At 70.5% G+C, this 25,869-nt stretch carries 23 protein-coding genes; 16 read left to right on the plus strand and 7 right to left on the minus strand.

Annotation, left to right across the window (positions count from 1 at the left end):
- The first annotated feature begins 51 nt into the window (after positions 1–51).
- The 4 genes from HUS56_RS00175 to HUS56_RS00190 all read left to right on the plus strand — a co-directional run bounded on the left by HUS56_RS00175 (position 52) and on the right by HUS56_RS00190 (position 4,769).
- Complete coding sequence (locus HUS56_RS00175; protein WP_371808278.1) at positions 52–2,340, plus strand: heavy metal translocating P-type ATPase; 2,289 nt, start codon at positions 52–54, stop codon at positions 2,338–2,340.
- 52 nt (positions 2,341–2,392) lie between these two features.
- Positions 2,393–2,761 carry a DUF4440 domain-containing protein gene (locus HUS56_RS00180; RefSeq protein WP_173921390.1) on the plus strand — a complete coding sequence of 123 codons (369 nt, stop codon included), beginning with the start codon at positions 2,393–2,395 and terminating at the stop codon, positions 2,759–2,761.
- A 228-nt stretch (positions 2,762–2,989) separates the two neighbouring features.
- Positions 2,990–3,424 (plus strand): YciI family protein, encoded by a 435-nt coding sequence (locus HUS56_RS00185; protein ID WP_173921391.1) that lies wholly within the window; start codon positions 2,990–2,992, stop codon positions 3,422–3,424.
- 4 nt (positions 3,425–3,428) lie between these two features.
- Entirely contained in the window at positions 3,429–4,769 is a 1,341-nt protein-coding gene (locus tag HUS56_RS00190; protein ID WP_173921392.1) for an RNA polymerase sigma factor, read from the plus strand.
- A 162-nt stretch (positions 4,770–4,931) separates the two neighbouring features.
- Here the strand turns inward: HUS56_RS00190 and HUS56_RS00195 are convergent, their stop codons facing one another.
- Complete coding sequence (locus HUS56_RS00195; protein WP_173921393.1) at positions 4,932–8,330, minus strand: efflux RND transporter permease subunit; 3,399 nt, start codon at positions 8,328–8,330, stop codon at positions 4,932–4,934.
- A gap of 138 nt (positions 8,331–8,468) precedes the next feature.
- On the opposite strand from HUS56_RS00195, the gene HUS56_RS00200 reads away from it, so the two are divergent.
- Positions 8,469–9,431: a hypothetical protein gene (locus HUS56_RS00200; protein ID WP_173921394.1), complete on the plus strand. Its 963-nt coding sequence runs from the start codon at positions 8,469–8,471 to the stop codon at positions 9,429–9,431.
- Positions 9,432–9,532: 101 nt separating this feature from the next.
- On the plus strand, positions 9,533–10,549 hold the full coding sequence (locus HUS56_RS17095; RefSeq protein ID WP_217423899.1) for a hypothetical protein: 1,017 nt from the start codon (positions 9,533–9,535) through the stop codon (positions 10,547–10,549).
- A gap of 72 nt (positions 10,550–10,621) precedes the next feature.
- Here HUS56_RS17095 and HUS56_RS00210 read toward each other — a convergent pair whose 3' ends face one another.
- Positions 10,622–12,061, minus strand: a complete 1,440-nt coding sequence (locus HUS56_RS00210) for a PLP-dependent aminotransferase family protein (protein WP_173921395.1) — start codon at positions 12,059–12,061, stop codon at positions 10,622–10,624.
- 62 nt (positions 12,062–12,123) lie between these two features.
- Here HUS56_RS00210 and HUS56_RS00215 point away from each other — a divergent pair, with 62 nt between their 5' ends.
- Positions 12,124–12,834 carry a YitT family protein gene (locus HUS56_RS00215; RefSeq protein WP_173921396.1) on the plus strand — a complete coding sequence of 237 codons (711 nt, stop codon included), beginning with the start codon at positions 12,124–12,126 and terminating at the stop codon, positions 12,832–12,834.
- A gap of 424 nt (positions 12,835–13,258) precedes the next feature.
- Here the strand turns inward: HUS56_RS00215 and HUS56_RS00220 are convergent, their stop codons facing one another.
- Positions 13,259–14,017, minus strand: coding sequence for a MerR family transcriptional regulator (locus tag HUS56_RS00220; protein WP_173921397.1), 759 nt, complete (start codon positions 14,015–14,017; stop codon positions 13,259–13,261).
- A gap of 238 nt (positions 14,018–14,255) precedes the next feature.
- On the opposite strand from HUS56_RS00220, the gene HUS56_RS00225 reads away from it, so the two are divergent.
- From HUS56_RS00225 to HUS56_RS00250, 6 genes are all read left to right on the plus strand, one after another.
- Complete coding sequence (locus HUS56_RS00225) at positions 14,256–15,155, plus strand: DUF4097 family beta strand repeat-containing protein (RefSeq protein WP_173921398.1); 900 nt, start codon at positions 14,256–14,258, stop codon at positions 15,153–15,155.
- The gene (locus tag HUS56_RS00230) at positions 15,152–15,784 is read left to right on the plus strand and encodes a PadR family transcriptional regulator (protein WP_173921399.1); all 633 of its coding nucleotides are present in this window, start codon (positions 15,152–15,154) and stop codon (positions 15,782–15,784) included. Before HUS56_RS00225 ends, HUS56_RS00230 begins: the two co-directional genes overlap by 4 nt.
- Before the next feature lie 138 nt (positions 15,785–15,922).
- Positions 15,923–16,435 carry a GNAT family N-acetyltransferase gene (locus HUS56_RS00235; protein WP_173921400.1) on the plus strand — a complete coding sequence of 171 codons (513 nt, stop codon included), beginning with the start codon at positions 15,923–15,925 and terminating at the stop codon, positions 16,433–16,435.
- Positions 16,436–16,444: 9 nt separating this feature from the next.
- Positions 16,445–16,864, plus strand: a complete 420-nt coding sequence (locus tag HUS56_RS00240; protein WP_173921401.1) for a CrcB family protein — start codon at positions 16,445–16,447, stop codon at positions 16,862–16,864.
- Complete coding sequence (gene crcB, locus HUS56_RS00245) at positions 16,861–17,241, plus strand: fluoride efflux transporter CrcB (protein ID WP_173921402.1); 381 nt, start codon at positions 16,861–16,863, stop codon at positions 17,239–17,241. The genes HUS56_RS00240 and crcB overlap by 4 nt, the downstream gene beginning before the upstream one ends.
- Before the next feature lie 53 nt (positions 17,242–17,294).
- The gene (locus tag HUS56_RS00250) at positions 17,295–19,445 is read left to right on the plus strand and encodes an APC family permease (protein WP_254431211.1); all 2,151 of its coding nucleotides are present in this window, start codon (positions 17,295–17,297) and stop codon (positions 19,443–19,445) included.
- 75 nt (positions 19,446–19,520) lie between these two features.
- On the opposite strand, the gene HUS56_RS00255 is transcribed toward HUS56_RS00250, so the two are convergent.
- Positions 19,521–20,597 (minus strand): IS110 family transposase, encoded by a 1,077-nt coding sequence (locus tag HUS56_RS00255; protein ID WP_173921403.1) that lies wholly within the window; start codon positions 20,595–20,597, stop codon positions 19,521–19,523.
- A 400-nt stretch (positions 20,598–20,997) separates the two neighbouring features.
- Complete coding sequence (locus HUS56_RS00260) at positions 20,998–22,194, minus strand: FAD-dependent oxidoreductase (RefSeq protein WP_173921404.1); 1,197 nt, start codon at positions 22,192–22,194, stop codon at positions 20,998–21,000.
- A 233-nt stretch (positions 22,195–22,427) separates the two neighbouring features.
- Here HUS56_RS00260 and HUS56_RS00265 point away from each other — a divergent pair, with 233 nt between their 5' ends.
- A complete protein-coding gene (locus HUS56_RS00265) occupies positions 22,428–22,628 on the plus strand; it encodes a DUF3073 domain-containing protein (RefSeq protein ID WP_173921405.1) in 201 nt (66 codons plus the stop codon).
- Between the two features lie 27 nt (positions 22,629–22,655).
- Here the strand turns inward: HUS56_RS00265 and HUS56_RS00270 are convergent, their stop codons facing one another.
- Positions 22,656–23,435, minus strand: coding sequence for an LLM class flavin-dependent oxidoreductase (locus HUS56_RS00270; protein WP_173921406.1), 780 nt, complete (start codon positions 23,433–23,435; stop codon positions 22,656–22,658).
- A complete protein-coding gene (gene purM, locus HUS56_RS00275) occupies positions 23,432–24,553 on the minus strand; it encodes a phosphoribosylformylglycinamidine cyclo-ligase (protein WP_173921407.1) in 1,122 nt (373 codons plus the stop codon). The genes HUS56_RS00270 and purM overlap by 4 nt, the downstream gene beginning before the upstream one ends.
- Before the next feature lie 79 nt (positions 24,554–24,632).
- On the opposite strand from purM, the gene HUS56_RS00280 reads away from it, so the two are divergent.
- Both HUS56_RS00280 and HUS56_RS00285 read left to right on the plus strand, forming a co-directional pair.
- Positions 24,633–25,244 carry a zinc-binding alcohol dehydrogenase gene (locus HUS56_RS00280; RefSeq protein WP_173921408.1) on the plus strand — a complete coding sequence of 204 codons (612 nt, stop codon included), beginning with the start codon at positions 24,633–24,635 and terminating at the stop codon, positions 25,242–25,244.
- A gap of 150 nt (positions 25,245–25,394) precedes the next feature.
- Positions 25,395–25,829: a PaaI family thioesterase gene (locus HUS56_RS00285; protein WP_173921409.1), complete on the plus strand. Its 435-nt coding sequence runs from the start codon at positions 25,395–25,397 to the stop codon at positions 25,827–25,829.
- The last annotated feature ends 40 nt before the right edge of the window (positions 25,830–25,869 follow it).

Consider the following 25,869-nt stretch of genomic DNA (forward strand, 5'->3'; position numbering starts at 1 on the left):
GAACACCATGGCGGACACCCCCATGGGCAGGATGCTCGGACGACCGGGACGATGGCCGAATCGCCCGGTGCGCACGGCGCCCCGCACGACGCGCACACCGGGCACGAGGCGCACGCCGGTCACGAGGCACACGCCGGACACGACATGCACGCCGGACACGACGCGCACGCCGGGCACGACGCGCACGCCGGACACGACATGCACGCCGGACACGACGCGCACGCCGAGCACGACGCGCACGCGGGCCATGGCGGCCACGGTGATCACGTCGGCCAGTTCCGGCGCCTGTTCTGGATCATGCTCGTGCTCGCGGTGCCCACGATCCTCTTCAGCCCGATGTTCGCCGGGATCATCGGGTACTCGCTGCCCGACAACGCGCTGATCCCGTGGATCTCGCCGGTGCTCGGCACCGTGCTCTACTTCTGGGGCGGCCGCCCGTTCCTCACCGGCGCCTGGTCGGAGCTCAAGGCCCGCCAGCCCGGCATGATGCTCCTCATCGGCCTCGCCATCACCGTGGCGTACTTCGCCTCGCTCGGCGCGACCCTCGGCGTGCTCGATCACGCCCTCGACTTCTGGTGGGAGCTGGCGCTCCTGATCGTGATCATGCTGCTCGGCCACTGGCTCGAGATGCGCTCGATCGCGGCGACCTCGTCGGCGCTCGACGCGCTGGCGGCGCTGCTTCCCGACGAGGCGGAGCGGGTGGTCTCGACGGGCTCGCCCGCCGGGGGTGCGGGCGGCACGTCGACCGTCGAGATCGTGTCGCCGTCGGAGCTGCGCGTGGGCGACGTGGTGATCGTGCGTCCCGGCGGACGCGTGCCCGCCGACGGCGAGGTCGTCGACGGCACCGCCGCCATGGACGAGTCCATGATCACCGGCGAGTCCACGACGGTGAGCCGCGGCCCCGGCGACCACGTGGTCGCGGGCACGGTCGCGACCGACACCGCGATCCGCGTGCGGGTCTCGGCCGTGGGCGACGACACCGCCCTTGCCGGCATCCAACGCCTCGTCGCCCAGGCGCAGGCTTCGAGCACCCGTGCGCAGCGCCTCGCCGACCGTGCCGCCGGATGGCTGTTCTGGTTCGCGCTCGGGGTGGGCGTCATCACCGCGATCGTCTGGACCCTGCTCGGCAACCCCGACGACGCCGTCGTGCGCACCATCACCGTGCTCGTGATCGCGTGCCCCCACGCGCTCGGCCTCGCCATTCCGCTCGTCGTCTCGATCGCGACCGAGCGAGCCGCCCGCGGAGGCGTGCTCGTCACCGATCGCCTCGCCCTCGAGACCATGCGCACCGTCGACGCGGTGCTCTTCGACAAGACGGGCACGCTCACCAAGGGCGAACCGGCCGTGACGGACGCGTTCGCGGCGCCGGGCTTCAACCCCGACCAGCTGATCGCGCTCGCCGCTGCGGCGGAGTCGTTCTCGGAGCATCCCCTGGCCAAGGCCATCGTCGCGGATGCCTCGCGGCGCGGCCTCACGGTGTCGTCCGCGACGGACTTCGAGGCCTCGGCCGCGATCGGCGTGCGCGCGCTCGTCGACGGGCGCACCGTGCACGTCGGCGGCCCCGGGCTGCTCGCGCGTGAGGGGAAGCAGCCGCTCGCGGCATCCGCCGGCTGGCACGAAGCGGGCCAGACCGTGCTGCACGTGCTCGTCGGACCATCGGCCGGTTCGGGCGACCTCGAGGTCGTGGGCGCCATCGCGCTCGCCGACGAGGTGCGGCCCGAGTCGCGCGAGGCGGTCGATGCGCTGCACGCGCTGGGCATCCAGGTCGTGATGATCACGGGCGACGCGGAGCCCGTCGCCCGTTCCGTCGCCGCCCAGCTCGGCATCGATCGCGTGTTCGCCGGCGTACGCCCTGAGGACAAGGCCGCGAAGGTCCAGGAACTCCAGCGCGAGGGCCTCTCGGTCGCGATGGTCGGCGACGGCGTGAACGACGCGCCGGCACTCGCGCAGGCCGATGTCGGCATCGCGATCGGGGCGGGCACGGATGTCGCGATCGCATCGGCCGGCGTCATCCTCGCGTCATCCGACCCCCGCTCGGTGCTCTCGGTGATCGAGCTGTCACGTGCGAGCTACCGCAAGATGCAGCAGAACCTGTGGTGGGCCGCGGGCTACAACCTGATCTCGGTGCCGCTCGCGGCGGGGGTGCTCGCCCCGATCGGATTCGTGCTGCCGATGTCGGTCGGCGCCCTCCTGATGTCGCTGTCGACGATCATCGTCGCGGCGAACGCGCAGCTGCTGCGTCGCCTCGACCTGCGCCCCGAGTCGTCGGCGCGGTCGGTGCTCGAGCGGGTCGGCAGCACGGGGTCGCCGCCGGTTCGGCAGACAGCGATCGCCCCGTAGGCGTTCGGCTCCGATCTGGGCGACGGCACCGTGGACGGGTAGCGTGTCGGGCATGGACGACTCGATCGCGGTGCTCGTCGCGGGCGCCGAGAAGCGACTGCTCGAACCCGAGGTGCGAGGCGACCCCGAATCGCTCGGCGAACTGCTGCACGAATCCTTCCGAGAGATCGGCAAGAGCGGCCGGCTCTGGACGCGCGACGCCCTGATCGACGTGATGACGGGATCCGACGCGGTCGAGCTCCAGTCGGCCGTCGTCACGGGCGAGCACGTCGAGCTCGTGGCGCCCGACCTGGCGCTGCTCACCTACACGCTCGACGCGAACGGCGAGCGCAGCCGCCGCAGCTCGCTCTGGCGCATCTCGGGCAACCGGCCGCGACTCGTGTTCCACCAGGGCACGCCGCTCGGCCCCGGCGTCACGTGAGGTCTGGCGCCTCAGCGGCTCCCTGCGGAATATCGCTTGACCCGCCGCTGCGCCACTTGCGACTCGTCTGCGCCACTCGAGTTGGCGCGAAGGGTGCTGTAGTGGCGCAGCGCGTGCAGCATCGCGGATGCTCGAAGAATTCTGGGCGTGATGTCGATCGGCGGCGTCGCCGTTCGACGCCAGAGTGAAGGCGGGCACGTCGGCCCGCAACGACAGGGAGAGAACACGATGAAGTACATGCTGATCATGCGCGACAGCCAGGAGGCCATCGAGGCGTCGAAGGACCTCGACTTCAACGAGATCATCGCGGCCATGGGCGCGTACAACGAGTCGCTCATGAAGGCGGGCGTGCTCATCGGCGGCGAAGGCCTCGCGGGTGTCGAGGAGGGCTTCGTGGTCGACTTCGACTCGACCCCGCCGGTCGTCACCGACGGTCCTTACGCCGAGGCGAAGGAGCTGTTCAACGGCTTCTGGATGATCGAGGTCTCGAGCAAGGAGGAGGCTGCGGAGTGGGCCAAGCGGTGCCCGCTGGGTCCCGGCTCGAAGCTCGAGGTGCGTCGCGTCAACGAGCTCGAGGACTTCCCGCAGGACAACGAGTGGATCCAGAAGGAGGCCGGCTGGCGCGAGGAGCTCGAGAAGAAGGCCGCGGGCTCGAACGGCTGATTCCATGACGACGGATGCCTCGGGCGCGGTCCACGTTTCGGGGGTTGAGGAGCCGACGACGTCGACGTCTCGAAACCCCGATGCCGACCGCGCCCGTCGGGCGCTCGGCGCGGTGTGGCGCATCGAATCGGCGCGCATCATCGCCACGCTGACGCGCTTCGTCGGCGACGTCGGACAGGCCGAGGACCTCGCGCAGGAGGCGATGCTCGAGGCGCTGCGGCAGTGGCCGTCGGAGGGCGTTCCGAACAACCCCGGCGCGTGGCTGACGACGGTTGCGAAACGCCGGGCCATCGACGGATGGCGCCGGCGCGAGCGGCTCGACGAGCGGTACGCCGCCATGGCGCGCGACCTCGAGCAGCAGGACGGCGCGGCATCCGGTCAGTTCTGGGACCCCGACACGATCGACGACGACATCCTGCGGCTGATCTTCGTCTCGTGCCACCCCGTGCTCTCGCGAGAGGCGCAGATCGCCCTGACGCTGCGCATCGTGGGCGGCCTCACGACCGAGGAGATCGCGCGCGCCTTCCTCGTCCCGGTCGCGACCGTGCAGCAGCGCATCGTGCGAGCCAAGAAGACGCTCGCCGCCGCGAACGTGCCGTTCGCGGTGCCCGACCCCGAGCAGTACGCCGAACGCCTCGGCTCCGTGCTGAGCGTGCTCTACCTGATCTTCAACGAGGGGTACCTGCCCGCCGCGGGCGAGGAATGGACCAGGCCGGATGTCTCGGCCGAGGCGTTGCGGCTCGCCCGAATGGTCGCGGGGCTCATGCCGCGCGAGCCCGAGGCGCAGTCGCTCGTGGCGCTCATGGAGTTCCAGGCGTCGCGGTTCCGGGCACGCGTCGCGCACGACGGGACGCCCGTGCCGCTCGACCAGCAGGATCGCTCCCGATGGGACCGTGCGCAGATCGAGCGCGGCCGCGCGGCACTCGCCCGGGCCGACCGCCTCGGGCGCGGGCGCGCCTCGTACGGGTTGCAGGCCGCCATCGCCGAGTGCCACGCGGTGGCGGCCTCGACCGACGAGACCGACTGGGCACGCATCGTCGTGCTCTACGAGGCACTGGGCCGCCTCGCGCCGTCGCCCGTGGTCGAGCTCAACCGCGCGGTCGCCGTGGCGATGTCGACCGGCCCGGCGAGCGCGCTGCGCATCGTCGACGACCTCGAGCGATCGGGCCGGCTCGCCGGCTACCCCGGCCTGCCCGCCGTGCGTGCGGAGCTGCTCTCGCGTCTCGGGCGCTCGAACGAGGCGCGCGGCGAGTTCGAGGCGGCGGCGCGGCTCACCGGCAACGAGCGCGAACGGGCCGCGTTGCTCGCGAAGGCCGCCGCGCTCGCACCACCGGTGGTCGAGTAGCGCCCGGCGAAGCCGGACGCGTATTGCACCACCGGTGGTCGAGGAGCGCCCGGCGAAGCCGGACGCGTATTGCACCACCGGTGGTCGAGTAGCGCCCGGCGAAGCCGGACGCGTATCGAGACCAGCCCCAGGGGCCCCCGATCGGCGTCGCCTGCGGCGGCACTACACGATCACCGGATCAGCATCATTCGCGGCGCGGCGCGCGCGACGGCGCTCCCGACCACCCTCGACGAGATCGTAGAGCACGGGCAGCACGACGAGGGTGAGGGCGGTCGACGAGACCAGGCCGCCGATCACGACGAGCGCGAGGGGCTGCGAGATGAACCCGCCGCTGCCGGTGAGTCCGATCGCGAGCGGCAGCAGGGCGAAGATCGTCGCCAGCGCCGTCATGAGGATGGGACGCAGACGCCGGGACGCGCCGTGCAGCAGGGCGTCGCGCACGTTCATGCCACGGTCGCGGTACTGGTTCACGAGGTCGACGAGCACGATCGCGTTGGTCACGACGATGCCGACGAGCATGAGCACGCCGACGAGCGATGCGACGCCGAGCGGGATGCCGGTGATCACCTGCAATGCGATGGCACCGGTCGCCGCGAACGGCACCGACACGAGCAGGAGCAACGGCTGCAGGAGTGAGCGGAACGTCGCGACCATCACGATGTAGACGATGAGGATCGCGGCGAGCAGCGCGAGCCCGAGCTGCGAGAACGACTCCGCCTGGTCGGCGGAGACGCCGCCGATGGCGGCGGAGGCACCCGCCGGCAGGTCGGCGGCCTCGATGGCCGCCGACACCTGCGCGCTCGCGGTGCCGAGGTCGTCGTCGTTCGGCGTCGCCGAGATCGTCGCGCTGCGAAGGCCCTGCACGGTCGTGACGGATGACGGTCCGTCGACCTCGGCGACGGTCGCGAGCGAGGCCAGCGGCACGATCCCGGTCGGCGTCGGGATCCCGAGCGCCGAGAGCGCCTCGACCGAGGACGGCGGATCCTGCGACGCCAGGTAGATCGTGAGCGTCTTCTCGTCGATCACCACGGAGCCGGCCGGCTGCGGCTGCATCGCCGCCGAGACGATGCCGCCGAGCGCGACCTCGGAGTAGCCCGCGGCCGCGGCATCCGCCCGGTTCACCTCCACGGCGATGTAGCGGCGCGATTCCGACAGGTTCGAGCTGGTCTGGGCGAGCAAGTCGAGCGAGTCGAGCTCCTGCTGCACCGCGTCGGTCGCCGCCCGCAGGTCCTCGGCGTTCGACGCCGTCACGTCGACCTCGATGTCGTTCGAGGCGCCGAAGCCGCTGGCCGCCGCGAGCGTGATCTCACCGACGTCGTCGAGCTCGGCGAGCTCGGCGCGGACCGACGCCTGGAGTGCGTCCTGGTCGGCGTCCTCGTCGGTCGTGATCGAGTACGTGATGGTCGAGCCGCCACCGCCGCCGAGGGCGGCCGCGAGCCCGCGCCCGCCGGAGCCGATCGACGTCTGCACGGTCTCGACGCCCTCGGTGTCGCGGATCACCTGCTCGACCGACTGCGACGCCTCGTCCATCGCCTCGAGGCTCGTGCCCACGGGCAGTTCCTGCGACACCTGGAAGGTGTTCTGCCCGCTCGAGCCGAGGAAGTTCGTCTTCATGAACGGCACGAGCGCGATGGTGCCGCCGAGGATCAGCACCGCGATCACCAGGGTGACGACGCCGTGCTTGAGGGTCCACTCGATGATCGGCAGGTAGCCGCGCTGCAGCCGCGTCGGGTGCTCGAGCTCGTCGGGAACGCCCGCCGAGCCCCGTGAAGGGGGCGTCGCCGCACGGCCGGCGCCGCCGGCGCCCGGTCGCGTGGGCTCGCTCGCCGTGCTCCCGACGGGCTCCGCGAGCACCGTGGCGGGCTTGGGCCGGAGCCCCGTGTTTCCGTCGGCGTCCCGAAGCTCGGGCGCGAGCCACACGTCGTCGACGAACGCCGCCGCCGCGAGCTCCGCTTCGCGCGCCTCCTCGACGCCGGCCTCCGCCTCGGGGCCCGTGCGCCGGAGCTTCGCCGGCTTCAGGAACCAGTACGCGAGCACGGGAACGATCGTCAGCGACACGAGCAACGAGGCGAGCAGCGCGATGGTCACCGTGAACGAGAACGGTCGGAACAGCTCGCCGGTGACGCCCTCGACGAGCGCGAGCGGCAGGAACACCGCGACGGTCGTGATCGTCGATGCCGTGATCGCCCCGGCCACCTCGCGCACCGCGCGGACGATGGTCGACGCCTTGTCGGCGCCCTCGACGAGGTGCCGCTTGATGTTCTCGATGACGACGATGGAGTCGTCGACCACGCGGCCGATGGCGATCGTGAGGGCGCCGAGCGTCAGGATGTTCAGCGTGTAGTCGGCGGCCTGGAGCCCGATGAAGGTGATCAGCACCGAGGTCGGGATCGAGATCGCCGTCACGAGCGTCGCGCGCACCGAGAGCAGGAAGACGAGGATCACGATCACCGCGAACACCAGTCCGAGCAGGCCCTCGGTGGCGAGCGACTCGATCGATTGCTCGATGTACGGCGCCTGGTCGAAGACCACGGTGAACGAGGCGCCCGGGTTCGTGGTGTCGAGGCTCGCCTCGAGCTCGGGGAGCAGCTCACGCACCGCGTTCGAGACCTCGACCGTGTTCGCGGCCGGCAGCTTCGTGACCGTGATCGTGAGCGCCGGCTCGCCGTTCACGCGCGAGATGCTGGTCACCGGGTTGTCGGTGAGTTCGACGGATGCCACGTCGGCGATGGTCGTGGCGACGGGAACGCGCAGCGCGGCCTGACCGCCGTCCGCCTCGGACTCGTCGCCGGCGGCATCCGTCACCGTCTCCGTCTCCGTCGCACCGAGCACCGGCAGGGCCGCGATCTCGTCGACGCTGCCGATCACCACGCCCGTCTGCACCGCGAAGGTCGAGTCGCCCTCGGTGATGGTTCCCGCCGGCACGAGCAGGCCGTTCTGCTGCAGCGCGTCGCGGATGGCCTGCTGCGTGATGCCGCGGGCCGCGAGCTCGGCCGGGTTCGGGGTGATCGTGACGCGCTGCCCGACGTCGCCGATGAGGCTCGCGTCACGCACGCCATCGAGGTCGCGGATCTCGCCGAGGGTCGTGCGGTCGATCTCGTCGGACAGCGCGCTGACGTCGTCGGCGCCCGTCACCGCGACCGCGATCACCGGGAAGTCGTCGAGGCTCAGCGCGAGCACGCGCGGGTCGACGTCTTCGGGAAGCTCACCGGCGATGCGGTTCACCGCCGAGAGCAGCTTCTGCTCGGCGAAGGCGAGGTCGGTGCCGTAGGTGAACACGGCCGTGACGCGCGAGAGGCCGGTCGAGCTCGTGGTGGAGGTCGACTCGAGCCCCGTGATGCCCTGGATCGCCGTCTCGATCGGCGTGGAGACATCCGTGTTCACGACATCGGGCGCTGCACCTGGGTAGGACGTGACGATCGAGAGCTGCGGGAACTCGATCGAGGGTGCGAGCTCCTGCTTGAGGTTGGTCAGGGCGATGCCGCCGAAGATGGCGACGACGACCGTCACCAACGCGATCAGCGCCCGGTTCCTCATGCTGAGCGCGGCAAGCAGGTGCATCCCACGATTCTCGCAGGGGCGTGGGCTCCCGATGTCACGGGCAGCTGGGAGTCAGGCGGCCGACATGCCGGCACGCGCGGCGATGCTGGACGAACGCCCGCCCGTTTCGGTACGGTCGAGACCAGATCAGGGGGTGCGATGGGGTCAGGGTCAGCGGATGCCGCTCGGCACGTGCCGTGGCTTCGTTGGGTGCTCCTCGCGCTCGTCATCTGCGCCGCCTGGCTGATCATCGGTCTCTTCTCGTCCACGTCGAGCGCCGCCGCCGACGAACGCGATCCCTCCGGACTCCTCGGAACGGCCGGTTCCGCGCTCGGCGGCGTGACCTCGATCACCGGCGCCGTCGGCGGAGCCCTCGGCAATGCGGTCGACACCGTCGCCGAGCCGGTGTCCGCGGTGCTCGAGCCCGTCGTGGCGGACGCGCCCGCGCCCGTCGGCGGTGCGATCGCCGACCTGGTCGACACCTCCGACCTCATGGGTGGCGGCGTTGTGGGCACCATCACCACGCCGGCGACCGAATTGCTCGACGGTGCGGTCGGCGCCGTGCCGATCGTCGGCGGCCTGGTCGGCGACGGCGCGCTCGGCAGCGTCGTCGACCCCGTGGCCGGCCTCGTCGACGGCACCTTGGCCACCGTGGTCGGATCGGCGCCACGGCTCCCGACCGAGGGCAGCGGCGTGATCCCCCAGCTGCCCGAGATTCCGCTCGCCCCGAGCACCGAGGCGCCCGGCCCGTCGGTCGCGCCGGGCGGCGGCGCACCCGTTCCGAGCGCTTCGGATACCGCGGCGGCGCATGGTCAGGCGATCGGCTCGTGGCCCGGTGCTGCGAGCCCGGCTGGGCCGGGCGGCACGGCCGGCGGTACGACCGCGCCTGCCGGCGGCGGCGGTCCACTCCGCGGTGAGGCGCCAGCCGTGCCCGCCGTTCCCCAGGGCGGTTCGGGCGCGGGCGGTACCGGCGCCTCTGGCTCCGGAGCAGGGGCATCCGGAACCTCCGACGCGACGTCGGCGGCCCTCGAACTCGACGCGCTCGCATCGCTGGTGCTCCACTCGGTCGACGACGAACTGCCGTCGTCGCCGGTGTACGACACCGATTCCACCCCTGACTGACGGGAACCGGTCCGCCGGCACGAACCCTCGTGCTTCGGCGGAAGACGGTCATCGCTCCCTGCCCGGGAGCGACAACTCCCATCAGTCAGGAGGACTGGAACATGAAGAGAATGGCTCTGAGGGCGCTGTACGCGACCCTCTTCACCGGGGGGCTCATGCTCCTCGGGGCCGGCGTCGCACACGCTTCGGAGACGAGCGGCGACGACGGCATCTGGGCGGTCACGTCGGGTGAGGACTCGATCCTCGGCGGGACGCAGGCGCTCATCGACGTGTCGCTCCCCATCACCGTCAGCGGCAATGCGATCTCGGTCATCGGCGACTCGTCGACCGACGACGTCGTGACCAAGGTCGCCACAGGCGGCTCAGGCGAGGGCGGTGCCCCATCAGCCGTCACCGACGGCGAGGACTCCATCCTCGGCGGCACGCAACTGCTCGCCGACCTCGACCTGCCCGTGACGATCGCGGGCAACGCGGTCTCGGTCATCGGAGACAGCACGTCGACGGATGCCACGACGGTCGTGCTACCCGGAGCCGGGGGCGGCTCCGCACTGACGGACGGTTCGGACGGGCTGCTCGGGGGAACACAGCTCGTTCCGAACCTGTCCCTGCCCATCACCATCGGCGGCAACGCCGTCTCGGTGATCGGCGACAGCACGACGGACGATTCGACGACGATCGTCGTGCCGGGCAACCCGGACCCGAAGGACCCGGCCGACCCGAAGGACCCGGCCGACCCGAAGGACCCGGCCGACCCGAAGGACCCGGCCGACCCGAAGGACCCGGCCGACCCGAAGGACCCGGCCGACCCGACCGATCCCGGTGATCCGAGGGACTGCATCCGTCCGGTTGTCCCGACCGATGACACGGGTCGCAGTGAATCGGTCGAGCCGACCGACGCCACCGCTGCCGTCGGGTCGCCGCAAGGGTCGGATCAGGGCGAGATGTGCATCGCCGCGTCGACGGCGAGCGCGCCGGGAACGTCGGTCATCGCGGCATCCGCGAGTCGCCCGCTCAGCGAGGTGGAGGCGATGGCCGACCTCGGGATGATCGCGCTCGCGATCCTCGGCGGGGTCGCATTGGCCGCGGTGGGCGCACGCAGGTTCTCGATGCGGCGCTGACCGCGTGAGAGGACGGCGGGGCGGCGGAGGGTTCGGGGACCGACGCCGTCCCGCTCTTCGGGCGTGCCCGCCCTAGACGACCGACGCGAGCAGGGCCGGCTCGGGCTCGACCACCGGCGAGTGCGCGAGCGATCGCCACGTTCGGGCGAGCGCCGCCACCGCGGCATCCGTCGTCTCGGGGGAGTAGCAGATCGGCAGGCGCAGGAACCGCTCGAATGCCCCGTCGACGCCGAAGCGCGGCCCCGCGGCCACGATGAGCCCCTCGCGCCGAGCGGCGAGCGCGGGCTGCGAACTGACGGGCGAGCCGAGACCGATCCAGGTCACGATGCCGCCGTCGACATGTGGCACGTCCCACTCGGGGAAGGTGGTCGCGAGCAGGCGCTCGAGCCGATCGCGACCGGCGCGCAGCTGCTCGCGACGAAGCTCGATGATCTCGTCCATGCGCCCGAGCAGGCGGGTGACGATGAGCTGTTCGAGGATCGGGGTGCCGAGGTCGCCCGGCGAACGCACGGCGAGCAGGCGTCGGATGAGCGGGCGATCGGCACGGATCCAGCCGACCCGGATGCCGCCCCAGACCGATTTCCCGACCGAGCCCACCATGACCGCCGCGCCGTCGGCCGCCATGGGCGGGAACGCTCGCGCACGATCGATGTCGAGCTCCGCGGTCGTCTCGTCGGCGATCACGACCGTGCCCTGGCGCGCCGCCGCATCGAGCGCCTGCGCCCTCGCCTCGCGGCTCATCGTGCGGCCTGTCGGGTTCTGGAAATCGGGAATGAGGTACGCGGCGACCGGATTGGAGTGCCGGATCGCCTGCACCAGCGCCGCGGTCTCCTCGCGTTCGTCGACGCCCCGACCTTGCGGCGCGACCGGCACCGGCACGAGACGCGCTCCCGCCGCGCGGAACGCCTCGTACGCATGCGGATACGTGGGCACCTCGATGAGCGCGCGGTCGCCACGACCGACGAGCGCACGCGAGAGCAGGGCGATCGCGTGCTGGGCCCCGATGGTGACCATGATCTGGTCGGGTGAGGTGGGCAGCCCCCGCGTGGTGTACCGATCGGCGATCGCCTCGCGGAGCACGATCTGGCCGATCGGGTCGAACCCGGCGTCGCCCAGGTAGCCCGGAAGGTCGTCGACCGCCTGCCGGGCCACATCGGGGAGCCACGGCAGTGCCGACGGCGACGCCTTCGAGAAGTCGATGTACTCGCTCTCGAGGGGAGCCGGGAGGATCGCGGGCGCACCCGGGAGGCGGGCGACGCTGCCCGACCCGCGCACGCTGTGCAGCAGCCCCTGCTCCCGCAGGTGACGGTAGGCGGCCGTGACCGTCGTGCGGCTGATGCCGAGGCGCTCGGCGAGATCGCGCTCGGCGGGGATGCGCGTGTCGACGGCGATACGCCCGTCGACGATGAGGAGCCGGATGCGTTCGGCGAGTGCTTCATAGGCATTTCCGGTTCCGCGCCAGTCGCCGAGCAGGAGCTCGAGCGACCGCGCGGTGAGCGCGAGGTCAGCCATAAAGCCACTTTACGGTGATTGGTACTTTGCGAAAAGGCCAATCTTGGAATTGGATTGGTTCCATGCTTCGCCTCCTCCGCCGGCCTTCCGATCCTGCTCCGGTGCTCGTACGCCGCTTCCTCCAGCTCTTCGTCGGGCTGTTCCTGTACGGCATCGCCATCGCGATGATCGTGCGCGGCGAGCTCGGCGTGGCCCCGTGGGACGTTCTGACCCAGGGCATCGCGAAGCAGACCGGGCTCAGCTTCGGCCTGATCACGGTCATCACGAGCGGCGTCGTGCTGCTCCTGTGGATCCCGATCCGGCAGCGGCTCGGGTTCGGCACCGTCATGAACGCCCTTCTGGTGGGGCCGGCCGCCGATGTCGGACTGTGGTTGATCCCGCCGGGGCTCGACCTGTGGGTGCGGGTCCTCCTGCTCCCCGCCGGCATCGTGGTGCTCGCGATCGCGACCGGGCTCTACATCGGTGCGCACTTCGGCCCTGGACCGCGCGACGGCTTGATGACGGGCCTGCACCGCGTCACCGGTTGGAAGATCTGGATCGTCCGCACGGGCATCGAGGTCTTCGTGCTCGGCGCGGGCTGGTTGCTCGGCGGCAACGCCGGCATCGGCACCGTTGCCTTCGCGCTCCTGATCGGGCCGCTCTGCGGCTACACGATCCCGCTGTTCGCGATCAAGCGTGCGGAACGAGCACCGCGAACGGATACCGCGGAAGCGGCGGCCAGCCGGTGGTCGAGTAGCGCCGGCCGCAGGCCGACGCGTATCGAGACCCAATGACCGAGCCCCTGCCGGTGGTCGAGTAGCGCCGGCCGCAGGCCGACGCGTATCGAGACCCGATGACCAGGCCCCTGCCGGTGGTCGAGTAGCGCCGGCCGCAGGCCGACGCGTATCGAGACCCGATGACCAGGCCCCTGCCGGTGGTCGAGTAGCGACGGCCGCAGGCCGACGCGTATCGAGACCAGATGCCGCGTCTCGATACGCGTCGCGCTCCGCGCGTCGCAACTCGACGGCCGACAGACCAGACGCTGCGTCTCGATACGCGTCGCGCTCCGCGCGTCGCAACTCGACGACCGAAAGACCAGATGCCGCGTCGATACGCGTCGCGCTCCGCGCGTCGCAACTCGACGACCGACAGACCTGATGCCGCGTCTCGATACGCGTCGCGCTCCGCGCGTCGCAACTCGACGACCGGTGAGCGGCGCTACAGGTTGCGCTCCGCGTACGCGGTCATCGCGTCGCGGACGAACTCGGCGCCTTCGCGGCCGCCGTAGTTCGCGCCGAAGCGCTCATCGGCCACGTACATCTCCGCGAGGCCGAGGAAGTACTCCCTCGACGGGCCGCCCGCGCCGCCGCCGGGTGTGCCGGGGATGTCGCGGAGCCAGTCGAAGTGGCGCTGCGCGAGCGCCTGCGCCTCTTCTCCCGCTGGGTCGACACCCCGCTCGTGCGCCGAGATCCAGTCGGCGCCGAGCTGCGTCGCGCGCTGCTGCCAGGCCGCCTTGTCTTCAGCGGTCAGCGAGCGCCACCACGCGTCGCTCTTCGCGTACGCCTCCTTGCCCCAACGCTCCTCGACCTCCTCCTTGTACTGCGTGTGGTCGAAGCCGTCGAACATGTTCTCTGCCATCAGTCGTTCACCTCCTTCTAGTGCTCCGATGGTGCGTTCGACCGACGCGATCTGCCGCGCCAGTCGGTCGCGCTCCTGCTGCAGCCAACCGAGGTGGGTTCTCAGGGCGTGCGGAGCGCTCTCCTCCTGGGCGAGCACGTCGGCGATCGCGGGGAGCCCGAGCCCGAGCTCGCGCAGCAGCAGGATTCGCTGCAGTCGCAGGAGCGCCGGCTCGTCGTAGTACCGATATCCGTTCGCGCCGATGCGCGCCGGCGCGAGCAGCCCGATGTCGTCGTAGTGACGAAGGGTGCGACTCGTCGTGCCGGCGAGCTTGGCGATCTCCTGGATCGACCAGTCCACGGCGGGCTCCTCTCACGATCGTCGGGGTTGCTCCCCCGCGATTGCCACGCTAGAGGTTGACGCGGCGTCAAGGTCAACCACCGAACCTCGATCCGACCAGGTCGATTTCCGCTCCGGCCTTGCGCCCGGCGGAGACGCGATATATCGTGAAGGCATCGAAACGCGATATATCGCGAGACAGGTTTCAAGGGCCGGCCGGATGCCGCGGCATCCGCCCCCGGCAATGAAGGAGTACACCATGGCCATCGAGAAGTGGGTCATCGCGCCCGGAGAGAGCCGGGTCATCGACATCGAGCTCGTACGCAAGCTGAAGGTGAGCCTCATCGGAGGCAAGGTCGATGTCATCGCCCACGACGAGCCGGGCGCACGTGTCGAGGTCTCGGGCGTGACCGGCAAGGAGCTGAGGATCGAGATCGACGGCGACACCCTCGAGATCGACCACCCGCAACTGCGCTGGGACAACTTCATCGAGGCGTTCAAGGGCTGGGTCGGCAACGCGAAGGCCGAGGTGTCGATCCTCGCGCCGCGTCACGTGGCGATGAAGCTCGGCGTGATCTCGGGCGAGGCGCTCGTCTCGGGATTCCAGACCGACGCGAAGCTGAGCACCGTCTCGGGCGATGTCGTGCTCGACAGCCACGAGGGCGACGTCGAGCTCTCGAGCGTCTCGGGCGAGATCTCCGCCGGCAACCACACCGGGCGCATCACCGCGCACTCCGTCTCGGGCGACGTCGTCGCCACGGGCGACGTGGTGGCGTTCAACGCCGACACGGTCTCAGGCAGCATGATCGTCGACGCGTACGGCACGCCCGACCGTATCGACACGAACACCGTGTCCGGCAACCTCACCGTGCGTTTCGTTCCGGGTTCCGGTGCGCGCTACCGCATCAACACCGTCGGCGGCACCGTGCTGCTCGAGGACTCGTCGATCAAGGGCGTGCTCGGCAAGGGGTTCGAGCGCGTCGTCGGCGAGCTCGCCGGCCGGTGGCTCGACCTGGGCGCCAACAGCGTCTCGGGCAACATCTCGGTCATGCACCGGGCTCCCGTGAACGCGGGCGCCTCCACGAGCGGCGGCTCGAGCACGAGGGCGACGGATGCCGCGGCGGGTTCAGACGCGAACGAGGGCGGTGCCTCGGCATGACCCCGCCCGTCTTCGCCCACGGCCACCTGCGGCTCTACCTGCTCGCGCTGCTCGAGGAGCAGCCGCGCCACGGCTACGAGCTGATCCAGGCCCTCTCCGACCGGTTCGGCGGCACGTACAGCCCGAGCGCCGGCACGATCTACCCGCGCCTCGCGAAGCTCGAGGAGGAGGGTCTCGTCACGAAGTCGACCGACGGCCGCAAGACCGTCTACGAGATCACGGATGCCGGTCGGGCCGAGCTCGACGCACGGCGCCACGAGCTCGACGCCATCGAGGACGACCTCACCGATTCCGTTCGTCGGCTCGCCGACGGCGTGCGCGCTGAGGTCAACGACGCGATGCGCTCGCTCCGCGCCGAGCTCGCGAGTGCCGCGCGCGAGGCCAAGCGCGCGGCGACGCGCACCCCGGCGAGCGACGCGGGTGCGGGCGGTACGGCGAACCCGCACGTCGACTCGAACCGTGCCGTGCATGAGGCGGATCTCGTGCTGAACGAGTTCCGCCAGCAGGTGCGCACCGACCTTCGCAACCAAGCGCATCGCGGACGCGTGAGCTCGGAGGCGGTGAACCTGCTCAAGGCTCGCCTCGCCCAGGTTCGCGCCGACGTGCTGGCCACCTTCGCCGAGCGCTGACCCCGGTGGTCGAGTAGCGCCCGGCGAAGCCGGCGGCGTATCGAGACCTCGCGTGCCGATCTGGATACGCGTCGGCCTTCGACCGTCGCTACTCGATCACCGCTGGCCAGCGTTGGCGGCCCGTGGTTCGATGAGCAGATGACCGACGTCGCGATCGTTCCCCTGTCGTCCGACGACCTCGATCTCGTGCGACGCGCCAACACGCCCGAACTCATGGACCAGATGGGCGGCGTCGAGACCGACGAGCAGGTGATCGCCCGTCACCAGCGATACCTTCGCCTCGAGCGGGAGGGCACCGGTTGCCAGTTCCGCATCGTGATCCCGGGGCATCCCGAGGGCGTCGGGCTCGTCGGCTACTGGCACCACGACGTGGGCGGGGAGCCGGCGCTCGAGGCGGGCTGGTCGGTCGAGCAGGAGTATCGCGGGCGCGGCATCGCGCCGGCCGCCGTCGTCGCCATGCTCGACCGGGCGCGCGCCGCCCGAGAGACGCTCCCGGTGCACGCCTATCCGCGCGTCGACAACCCGGCGTCGAACGCCGTCTGCCGCAAGGCGGGATTCGCACTGCTCGGTGAGCTCGATTTCGAGGTCTCCCCCGGCAACATCCTGCACACGAACGACTGGGTCATCGAGCTCGCCGAGCGCACGGCGTAGCCTGCAGGGGTGCGCGCCTATCTCGCGGTCGCCGTGGGCGGCGTCATCGGCACGGGACTGCGCCTGGCGTTCGACCTCGCGTTCCCGCACGACGACGCAGCGTTCCCGGTCGAGACGTTCGTCGTGAACCTGGTCGGCTCGTTCGTGCTGGGCTGGCTGGCGGGCGGAGTCTGGACCCGCCCGTCGACGCCCACCTGGCTGAAGGCCGGTCTCGGATCGGGGGTGATCGGTTCGTTCACCACGCTCTCGGCGGTGATGGCCGGGCTCATCGTGCTCACGCGCGCGGGCGAGGCGTGGGTCGCCGCGGCGTACCTGCTCGGCTCGGTCGTGGCCGGGCTCGCCCTCGCCGCCGCGGGGCTGCGCATCGGCTCGCTCATCGCCCACCGTCCCATGCCGACCGAGGTCACGGATGCCGGGGAGCCCCTGTGACGGGCTCCCTCTCCCCGCTCATCGTGGTTGCCGTGCTCGTAGCCGGCGCGGTCGGCGCCGTACTCCGCTACCGGCTCTCGCGCGCCCTTCCGGTACGCCCCGGACACCTGCCGGGCGGCATCCTGATCGTCAACGTCGTCGGTTCCGGCGTCGCCGGCGCACTCATCGGCCTCACGGAGCGGGCAGCCCTCGACGGCGACCTGCGGCTCATCCTCGTCACCGGCTTCTGCGGCGGACTCACCACGTTCAGCACGTGGACGGTGGAGACGATCGAGCTCGCCGACGGCGGTCGCCGGCGAGCCGCGATCCTCAACGTCGTCGTGACGTTGACGCTCGGGCTGGCCGCGGCGGCGGCCGCGTACCTCCTCGCCCGCTGACGCGGGACGCATGCCCCTTGACACGCGCCGCCGGGGGCGTAGTGTGATCCGCCGTGGTACATGAGGCGGAGGCACCGCCCACCGAACTGAAATCTCCCAAACACTGGATCATCGGGGACCCCCTTCCGACCGAGAAGCTCGAGGGGCAACTCCTTCCGAAGCACTTGGCGCTCCCGATCTTCGCCAGCGATCCGCTGTCCTCGGTGGCGTACGCGCCGCAGGAACTGCTCATGATCCTCACGATCGGCGGGCTCGCGTTCCTGAGTTTCGCGCCATGGGTCGCGCTCGCCGTCATCGTGCTCCTCGTCACGGTGGTGGCGTCCTACCGGCAGCTCATCCGCGCCTACCCATCGGGCGGCGGCGACTACGAGGTGGCGAATCGCAACCTCGGCGAGAAAGCCGGCCTCGTCGTGGCATCCGCCCTGCTCGTCGACTACATCATGACGGTCGTCGTCTCGGTCGCGTCGGGCGTCGACAACATCATCTCGGCATTCCCCGAGCTCAACCCGTTCCGCGTCGAGATCGCGGTGGTCTTCGTGATCATCCTCGCCGCGGTGAACCTCCGGGGCGTCAGCGAGTCGTCGAAGGCGTTCGCCCTGCCGACCTACCTGTTCATCGGCAGCGTCTTCGTGATGATCGTCGTCGGACTCACCCGTACCGCGTTCGGCGACGCCCCCATCGCCGAGTCGGCCGCGTTCGGCGTCGGGGCGGAGTCGCTCACGCAGGCGGGCATCATCCTGCTGCTGCTGCGGTCGTTCGCGAGCGGATGCTCCGCGCTCACCGGTGTCGAGGCGATCTCGAACGGCGTGCCGGCCTTCCGGCGACCGAAGATCCGCAACGCGCAGGCGACCCTCACGCTCATGGGCGGCATCGCGATCGTGCTGTTCGCGGGTCTCACCGCACTCGCGCTCATCGCGAACGTGCACTACGCCGAGAATCCGTGCCAGCTCATCGGGTGGACCGACTGCGCGACCGAGCCGCAGCCGAGCCTCATGGCGCAGGTGGCGGCCGCGACCTTCGGCGGCGACACGGTGTTCTTCTACGTCATCCAGGTCGCGACCGCGCTCGTGCTGCTCCTCGCCGCGAACACCGCCTTCAACGGGTTCCCGCTGCTGGGATCGGTGCTCGCGCGCGACGGCTACGCCCCCAAGTCGTTGTCGACGCGGGGCGACCGGCTGATCTACTCGAACGGCGTCGTGATCCTCGCGCTCGCGGCATCCGTGATCTTGGTGGTGTTCCAGGCGAACCTCACCGTGTTGATCCAGCTCTACATCATCGGCGTGTTCGTCTCCTTCACGGTCGGCCAGACCGGCATGGTGCGGCATTGGATGGCGGAACTGGGCCGGCTGCGGCATCCGGCGTCGAAGGCGACCAGCAGCTCGAAGGGGTCCAGCAGGTCGAAGGCGTCGGCCAGGTCGAAGGCATCGAAGGCGCGAGCGGATGCCGATGCGAAGCCGCTCTCCCCGGCCGCCATCTGGCGAGCCCTCGCGATCAACGCGCTCGGCGCGGTCATGACCGCGGTCGTGCTGATCGTGGTGACCGTCACGAAGTTCACGCACGGCGCGTGGATCGTGTTCGTCATGATGCCCATCCTGTTCTTCCTCATGCTGGGGGTGAACCGGTACTACCGCGACGTCGAGAAGGAGATCGCGGTGGACCCGACGACCACGTTCGGCGCCGCAGGCGACCACGCCATCGTGCTCGTCGGACGCATGCAGAAGCCCACGCTGAAGGCGCTCGACTATGCGATCGCGGCCCGGCATGCCTCCATCGAGGCCGTGCACGTGTCGATCGACGACGACGAGACGAAGCGTCTCAAGAAGGACTGGGTCAAGCAGAACATCCACGTGAAGCTGCGCGTGCTCTCGTCGCCCTACCGCGACCTCAGCCACCCGCTGATGGAGTACATCAAGTCGCGCCGCGAGCAGTTCGGGGCCGAGGTCATCACCGTGTACCTCCCGCAGTACATCGTCGGGCATTGGTGGGAGAACCTCCTGCACAACCACAAGTCCCGCCGCATCCGGCAGAAGCTGCTGCTCGTGCACGGGGTGACGGTGGCGCTCGTGCCGTGGCTGCTCGACTCGTCGGACCTGCTGTACGGCCGGCGATCGCGGCCGCTGCCCGGGCAGGATCGCCGCGGCGAGCCCGTGCGGCCGGTGCCGCGCCGACAGCTCGCCGAGACGCCGGCCAAGCGCCGTCGGTAGGCCACCGGTCGTCGAGGAGCGCCGCCGAAGCCCACCGGTCGTCGAGTAGCGCCCGCAGGCCACCGGTCGATGGTCCTATGGATGTCGATTCTTGGTGAGGTCGGTTTTGAGGTCGTTGAAGACTTGGCGGGCGACGTAGCGTTTCAGGGCGCGGATGGTGTCGCGTTTTGAGAGGCCTTCGGTGAGTCTTCGGGTGATGTAGGCGCGGGTGTCGGGGTCGTTCTTCATCCGGCCGATGATGATCATGTGCAGCGCTCGGTTGGCTTGCCGGTCGCCGCCGCGGTGCAGTCGCATCCGGTGGGTTTGTCCGGACGATACTGGGACGGGTGCGGCTCCGCAGAGTCTGGCGAATGCGGCGTCGCTGGTGATCCGGTCGATGTTCTCGGCGGCGGTGATCAGGAACTGGGCGGTGGTGTGGACGCCCAGCCCGGGACGAGCGAGCAGAGTTGGTGCGGTCGCCGTGGTCAGGGCGCGTAGTTCCTGATCTGCGGCGGTGATCTCGTCGTTCAGGGCGGCGACGCGGTGACCGAGACGTTTCAGGGCATGCTCGGCTGCGTGTGCCGGATCGGCGTACCGCCCGGTGTCGGGTTGGAGTGCGGCCGCGTGTTTCGCGATCGTGGGCAGGCTGAATCGGCGGAGTTGTTCCCGCAGCGGGGTGGGCGCGGTAACGAGGAGGTCCTTGATCTGGTTCAACGCCTGCGTGCGGGACTTCACCGCGGAATTCCGCACCAATGTCAGCATCCGGATCGATTCGATGACACCGGTGGTGTCCTTCGGGATCGCGGTCGCCATCCCGGCGAGGACTTTCTGCGCGGCAGCGATCGCGTCGCTGCGGTCGTCCTTGCCGCGTCGGGCGCGGGTGGCCTTGTCGGTGGTGTTCACTTGGAGGACGTGGATCCCTGCACCGGTCAGCGCCCGAGTCAAGCCGGCACCGTACGAGCTGGTCAGCTCGACCCCGATCCGGTCGATGATCCCGTACGAGCCGGCCCAGTCCACCAGTGCCTGGTAACCGGCCGGCGTCGCCGGGAACGCGGCGTCGCCTTCGAGCCGGCCGTTCAGATCAAGCACTGCCGCGTGATGGGTGTCCGTGTGCGTATCGACACCGACGACGACAGTCGTGCCCGGGACGGGCGCGTTCGGGGTGGGTAGCATGATGGGTGTCTCCTCTCGAGTGATCGATCGGATGACCGCACCGGGCCGGGCGGACAAGACATTGAAGAGTCGGCGGACAGGGTCCTATTAGGTCACATCCCACGCCCGGCCCGGTCTCCCGAACCGACGTGATCGACAAGCCCCGAGCAGGGCCGACAAATCGGCCGAATGACATCACAACGAGTCCGTCGAGTAGCAGGTCAGACCCAACCCGAGACCGCCACCACCATTCTCAATGTCGAGTAGCGCCGCCGAAGCAAACCGGTCGTCCAGGAGCACCGCCGAAGCAAACGGGTCGTCGAGTAGCGCCGCCGAAGGCGACGCGTATCGAGACGGGGCCCAAGCCAGCCCCTCGAGACGCGCGCCGCCGTGCGCCGCGCTCCTCGACCAGCAGATGCGGCTAGAGCATGGCCATGATCTGGCGCGCGATCATGCGCCCTGCACGGTTCGCGCCGATCGTGGACGCCTGCGGACCGTAGCCCGCGAGGAAGATGCGCGGATCGCTCCACGACGCGCCCTGGCCGACCGTGATGCCGCCCGCCTTCTCGCGCAGCCGCAACGGGGCGAGGTGGCGCAGCTCGGGCCTGAATCCGGTGGCCCAGATGATCGCATCCGCGCGGGCCATTCCGCCCTGGCCGCCGTTGCCGTTGCCGTCCCAGACCACCCGGTCGGCCTCGATGCGGTCGAACATCGGCCGGGCGATGAGCAGACCGCGGTCGATCGCCGCGGCGACGCGGCGACTCTTCGGCACGCCGGTGCCGCTCACGATGCTCGGCAATGCCCGACCCGACCGTGCGGCCTCGTCCTGCATGGCCACGGCTGCGGAGGCTCCCTCGAGATCCAGTTCCTGACGATCCAGCCAGTCGATCGGGCGTCGCGAGACCCACGTGAGTCCAGCGGCGACATCCTCCAGCTCGAGCATGAAGCCGATCGCGGAGGTGCCGCCTCCCACGATCACGACGTGCTGGTCCCGGAACTCCTCTGCACCGGTGTAGTCGGAGGTGTGCAGGTGCCGTCCCTCGAAGTCCGCCATGCCGGGGTAGTAGGGCACGAACGGCGACCCCCAAGTGCCGGTCGCGTTGACGAGGAACTGGGTCGTGATCTCGTGCCGGGGCGGCGGCGTCGGCTTCGGCTCCTGGAACGTCTTGCGACGCCGGCCGAACAGGCCCTTGGCCCTCTCCTCCTCGACCGGCTGGGGGCTCAGATCGTCGTACTCGACGAGCAGATCGGCGCCGGCGTTGGACACGCGTCGCACGCTCATCGGGCGACGCACCCGCAGGTCGAAGTGCTGTTCGAAGCGACCGTAGTAGTCGGCCACGACCTCCTTGGCCGGCAGGTTCCGGTCGGCGGTGTCGAAGCTCAGGCCGAGCTCGCCCATGCCCGGGAGGTCGTTCACCCGGTGCGCCGTGCCGAGGCGCAGGGATGACCATCGATGCTGCCACGCTCCACCCGGCCCGGGGCCGCGGTCGAGCATCACGAAGTCATCGTCGGCGACGAGCTCGAATCGCCGCAGGTAGTAGGCGACCGAGAGTCCCGCCTGTCCGGAACCGATGACGACGACCTTCACGCGTTCGGGGGCGACCCGTTCAGGGCTCATCACCCGACCATCTCAGCATGGATTGCTGAACGACCACCCACGGAGGTGGACGACCCGTCGGCAGTCCCGCGCCGCAGGAAGGGATCACACGACGGGGTCACACGGCGGTGCTGTGGAAGAGGCCGGACGGGTCTGCCCTCGGTGCTAAACTGGCAGCCGGACGAATTCCATTTATCAGATGAGTGCCGGGTGAAGGCCATCCCACCCGGCCAGATGTCGTAAGGGGGTCACGCATGGGGCGCGGCCGTCAGAAAGCCAAGCACACGAAGGTCGCTCGGGAGCTGAAGTACTTCAGCCCCAACACCGACTACACGGCGCTTGAGCGCGAGCTCACGGGCTCGCGGCATGACGATTACACCGATGAAGCGTCGAAGTGGGCCGAGTACGCCGACGACGACGACACCTACGTCACCGGTGACGAGCAGCGCGCGTAACCCCGAATTCCGCGCGTCACGCGGAGCCTAGGCCATCTCGGACCGCCAGCGCGCGGTCTCCTCGACGAAACGCTCGAGTTCGGCAAGCGAGTTCGCGGGAGTGATCGCCCGCAGCACGAGTTCGTCGACGACATCGAACGAGGCGAGCCCCGCGGCATCCGTCAGCGTCGCATCCATGGCGCGCATGCGGAGGCGCTCGAAGTTTGCCGCATACGACGGCACGGCCTCGTAGACGGCCGCTTCGCGTTCGAGCACGGGGCGAGCGGCGGGCTCGACGATCGTACGCACGTAGAGCACGGCGCGCGGCCCGGGCTCGGGCACACTCGCCGCCGCCGCGGTTTCGTGCAGCTCGGTCGTGGCCTTGCGGGCGGCATCGGGCGTGAGCCAGTTGAGCAGCACGCCGTCGGATCGCTCGGCGGCGAGACGCCGCATCCTGGGGCCGAGCGCACCCACGACGACCCGCGCCTCGGTGCGGGTTCGCAAGGCTTCGATGCCGTGCTCGACGAGACGGAGCGGATGCCGCGCACGCCCCGAGCCGATGCCGAGCGTCAGGCGCTCGGCGGGCAGACCGCCCAGGTCGAGCGCGTCGGCCGGCCGGCGGTCGAGCGGGATCACACCCGTCGCGAGCCCGAGCGTCTGCGTGACAGCGGCTGCCGCGCGGAGCCCGACGAGCGAGTCGGCCTGAGGCAGGTCGTTGATCCACAGCGTCGAGAACCCGAGGCGCTCGATGCGCGGAGCGAGGGCGCGCACGACCTCGGGCGGGGTCGTGCAGATGATGCCGATCGAGACGGCGGCGCGCATCGTCATGACGCGTACGATCCGACGAGCCGCACGGCACCGCCGTCGACGCCCTTGGCACCCTGCTCCCACCGGTCGTCGGGCGCGTCGCCCCGTGGGAGCGGCCCCACCGCGACGGTGCCCGCCTGCCAGGCGGGCAGCCCGAGCGCGCCGAGTTCGGCGATCACGTCGGCAGCGGCATCCGCTTCGACGATGGCGAGGAATCCGATGCCGAGGTTCCAGGTGCCCTCGGCGCTCTCGAGAGAGGTGCCGGCGAGGTCGCTCAGCACGCGGAAGACGGGCGCGGGCGACCAGGTCGCGCGGTCGATCTCGGCCCATGAGCCCGGCGGCAGCACGCGGGCGAGGTTCGCTGCGATGCCGCCGCCCGTGACGTGCGAGAGCGAGTGCACGGATGCCCCGAGCCGCTCGTTCTCGAGCAGGCGAACGAGCGGCCCCGAGTAGAGCCGCGTCGGCTCGAGCAGCGCCTCACCCCACGTGGCGCCGAGATCAGCGGACTGGTCGGCGTAGTCGACCTGCCGACCGGTGAGGATGTGGCGAACGAGCGAGTAGCCGTTGGAGTGCAGGCCGCTCGACGCGATGGCGATGACCGCGTCTCGGTCGCGCACGCGCTCGGCACCCAGCAGCCGATCGGCTTCGACCACACCGACGGCGGCGCCGGCCACGTCGTAGTCGTCGACGCCCATGAGTCCGGGGTGCTCGGCCGTCTCGCCGCCGACGAGGGCGGTGCCGGTCTCGGCGCAGGCGCGTGCGATGCCGGTGACGATCGTCGCGATGCGCTCGGGCACGACCTTGCCGCACGCGATGTAGTCGGTCATGAACAGCGGCTTCGCTCCGACGACGACGATGTCGTCGACGACCATGCCGACGAGATCCTGTCCGATGGTGTCGTGCTTGTCGAGCGCCTGCGCGATCGCGATCTTGGTGCCGACGCCGTCGGTCGAGGTCGCGAGCAGGGGCTTCGCGTAGTGCTTCGCGAACGACAGGTCGAAGAGACCGGCGAACCCGCCGACCCCGCCGAGCACGTTCGGCCCGTGCGTCTTGGCCACCGCCTCCTTCATGAGCTCGACGGCCCGGTCGCCGGCCCGCGTGTCGACTCCGGCGGCGGCGTAGGAGGAGTTCGCGGTCACCCTGCAAGGCTACCCGCCCGGCTTCGATCACCCGCCCCGCCTACCCGGGCCTGACCGTGCGCCGACGTAGAATATCGCCATGCACGCGGGCGGAACGCCGTCGTGGGTGATTCGTGAGAATGCGAGTCGCTCGGTGCTCCTCGCCCTCTACCTGCGCGATGTGCTCGCGATCGCCTCCCCCGTCGAACTGCCCCACCTCCGCGACGTCGGGCCGGTCGGTCCCCGCCTCGAGATGGACCAGCACGATCTGCTCGAACGCCAGTGGCGCGCCTGGTGGGCCATGACCGTCGAGCCCGAGGCCCACCCATCGCCCGTCCCGCTCGAGCTCGTCGACGCCTACGACACCGAGGTCGCGCTGCCGGTCTCGGGCGCCGAGGTGCTCGCGGCGGCGGTCGTGCCCCACGCCGAGGCCGCTCGCGCGTGGGCCGACTGGGCGCACGAGGGCTACCGCTCGGCATCCGCGTCGCGGCGCGGCGACTCGTACCGCGCCTACGCGGGCACCATCGCCGAGCACGAACGCGAGGTCGGCCGGCGTGCGCACTCGTTCGAGCTCAACGTCGAGGTGCTGCCGCTCGCAGCTCCCGGGGTGTGGTGGATCGGCGCAATGAGCGTCGCGGTGACGGATTCGCTGAGGTCGGATGCCTCGGCGTTCGACGATGCCATCCACCCGATCATCGCCGAGCTGGCGTAGTGGGTGACGTCTCGATACGCGGCGCCTTCGGCGGCGCTACTCGACGACCGGGGTGATACGCGGCGCCTTCGGCGGCGCTACACGACGACCGGGGTGGTACGCGGCGCCTTCGGCGGCGCTACTCGACGACCGCATGCCAGACTCGACGCCATGAGCATCTGGTTCGACGACGCCGCACTGGACTGGGCGAAGACCCGTCGCGACGGCACCCTCATCGACACCCTCGGCATCGAGCTGACCGAACTGACCGAGGACTCGCTGCGGGGCCGCATGCCGGTCGACGGGCGCACCCGCCAGCCGGGCGGCGTGCTGCACGGCGGGGCATCCGTCGCCCTCGCCGAGACGCTCGCGAGCTGGGGCTCCACGTTCACCGTCGACCCCAAGTCGTTCTACTGCGTTGGCATGGAGATCAACGCCAACCACGTGCGACCGGTCGCCGAGGGCTGGGTCTACGGCGAGGCGCGGCCGCTGAGCCGGGGCCGCACGACGCAGGTGTGGGACATCCGCATCACCGACGAGCAGGGACGCCTCGTGTGCGTCTCACGCTGCACCATGGCGGTGCTCCCCCGGCCGTCGGAGTACTGAGCGGAGCACCAGCGGCGGGCTTCGGCCTGACGCGCGCCGC

The organism is Agromyces sp. Marseille-P2726, assembly GCF_902809835.1.
GTDB lineage: Bacteria > Actinomycetota > Actinomycetes > Actinomycetales > Microbacteriaceae > Agromyces.

Excerpts from the sequence above, each read along its gene's own strand:
- HUS56_RS00175 (WP_371808278.1), top strand. The coding sequence starts at position 52 with ATGGCCGAATCGCCCGGTGCGCACGGCGCCCCGCACGACGCGCACACC.
- HUS56_RS00180 (WP_173921390.1), top strand. The coding sequence starts at position 2,393 with ATGGACGACTCGATCGCGGTGCTCGTCGCGGGCGCCGAGAAGCGACTG.
- HUS56_RS00185 (WP_173921391.1), top strand. The coding sequence starts at position 2,990 with ATGAAGTACATGCTGATCATGCGCGACAGCCAGGAGGCCATCGAGGCG.
- HUS56_RS00190 (WP_173921392.1), top strand. The coding sequence starts at position 3,429 with ATGACGACGGATGCCTCGGGCGCGGTCCACGTTTCGGGGGTTGAGGAG.
- HUS56_RS00195 (WP_173921393.1), bottom strand. The coding sequence starts at position 8,330 with ATGCACCTGCTTGCCGCGCTCAGCATGAGGAACCGGGCGCTGATCGCG.
- HUS56_RS00200 (WP_173921394.1), top strand. The coding sequence starts at position 8,469 with ATGGGGTCAGGGTCAGCGGATGCCGCTCGGCACGTGCCGTGGCTTCGT.
- HUS56_RS17095 (WP_217423899.1), top strand. The coding sequence starts at position 9,533 with ATGAAGAGAATGGCTCTGAGGGCGCTGTACGCGACCCTCTTCACCGGG.
- HUS56_RS00210 (WP_173921395.1), bottom strand. The coding sequence starts at position 12,061 with ATGGCTGACCTCGCGCTCACCGCGCGGTCGCTCGAGCTCCTGCTCGGC.
- HUS56_RS00215 (WP_173921396.1), top strand. The coding sequence starts at position 12,124 with ATGCTTCGCCTCCTCCGCCGGCCTTCCGATCCTGCTCCGGTGCTCGTA.
- HUS56_RS00225 (WP_173921398.1), top strand. The coding sequence starts at position 14,256 with ATGGCCATCGAGAAGTGGGTCATCGCGCCCGGAGAGAGCCGGGTCATC.
- HUS56_RS00230 (WP_173921399.1), top strand. The coding sequence starts at position 15,152 with ATGACCCCGCCCGTCTTCGCCCACGGCCACCTGCGGCTCTACCTGCTC.
- HUS56_RS00235 (WP_173921400.1), top strand. The coding sequence starts at position 15,923 with ATGACCGACGTCGCGATCGTTCCCCTGTCGTCCGACGACCTCGATCTC.
- HUS56_RS00255 (WP_173921403.1), bottom strand. The coding sequence starts at position 20,597 with ATGCTACCCACCCCGAACGCGCCCGTCCCGGGCACGACTGTCGTCGTC.
- HUS56_RS00260 (WP_173921404.1), bottom strand. The coding sequence starts at position 22,194 with ATGAGCCCTGAACGGGTCGCCCCCGAACGCGTGAAGGTCGTCGTCATC.
- HUS56_RS00265 (WP_173921405.1), top strand. The coding sequence starts at position 22,428 with ATGGGGCGCGGCCGTCAGAAAGCCAAGCACACGAAGGTCGCTCGGGAG.
- HUS56_RS00270 (WP_173921406.1), bottom strand. The coding sequence starts at position 23,435 with ATGACGATGCGCGCCGCCGTCTCGATCGGCATCATCTGCACGACCCCG.
- HUS56_RS00280 (WP_173921408.1), top strand. The coding sequence starts at position 24,633 with ATGCACGCGGGCGGAACGCCGTCGTGGGTGATTCGTGAGAATGCGAGT.
- HUS56_RS00285 (WP_173921409.1), top strand. The coding sequence starts at position 25,395 with ATGAGCATCTGGTTCGACGACGCCGCACTGGACTGGGCGAAGACCCGT.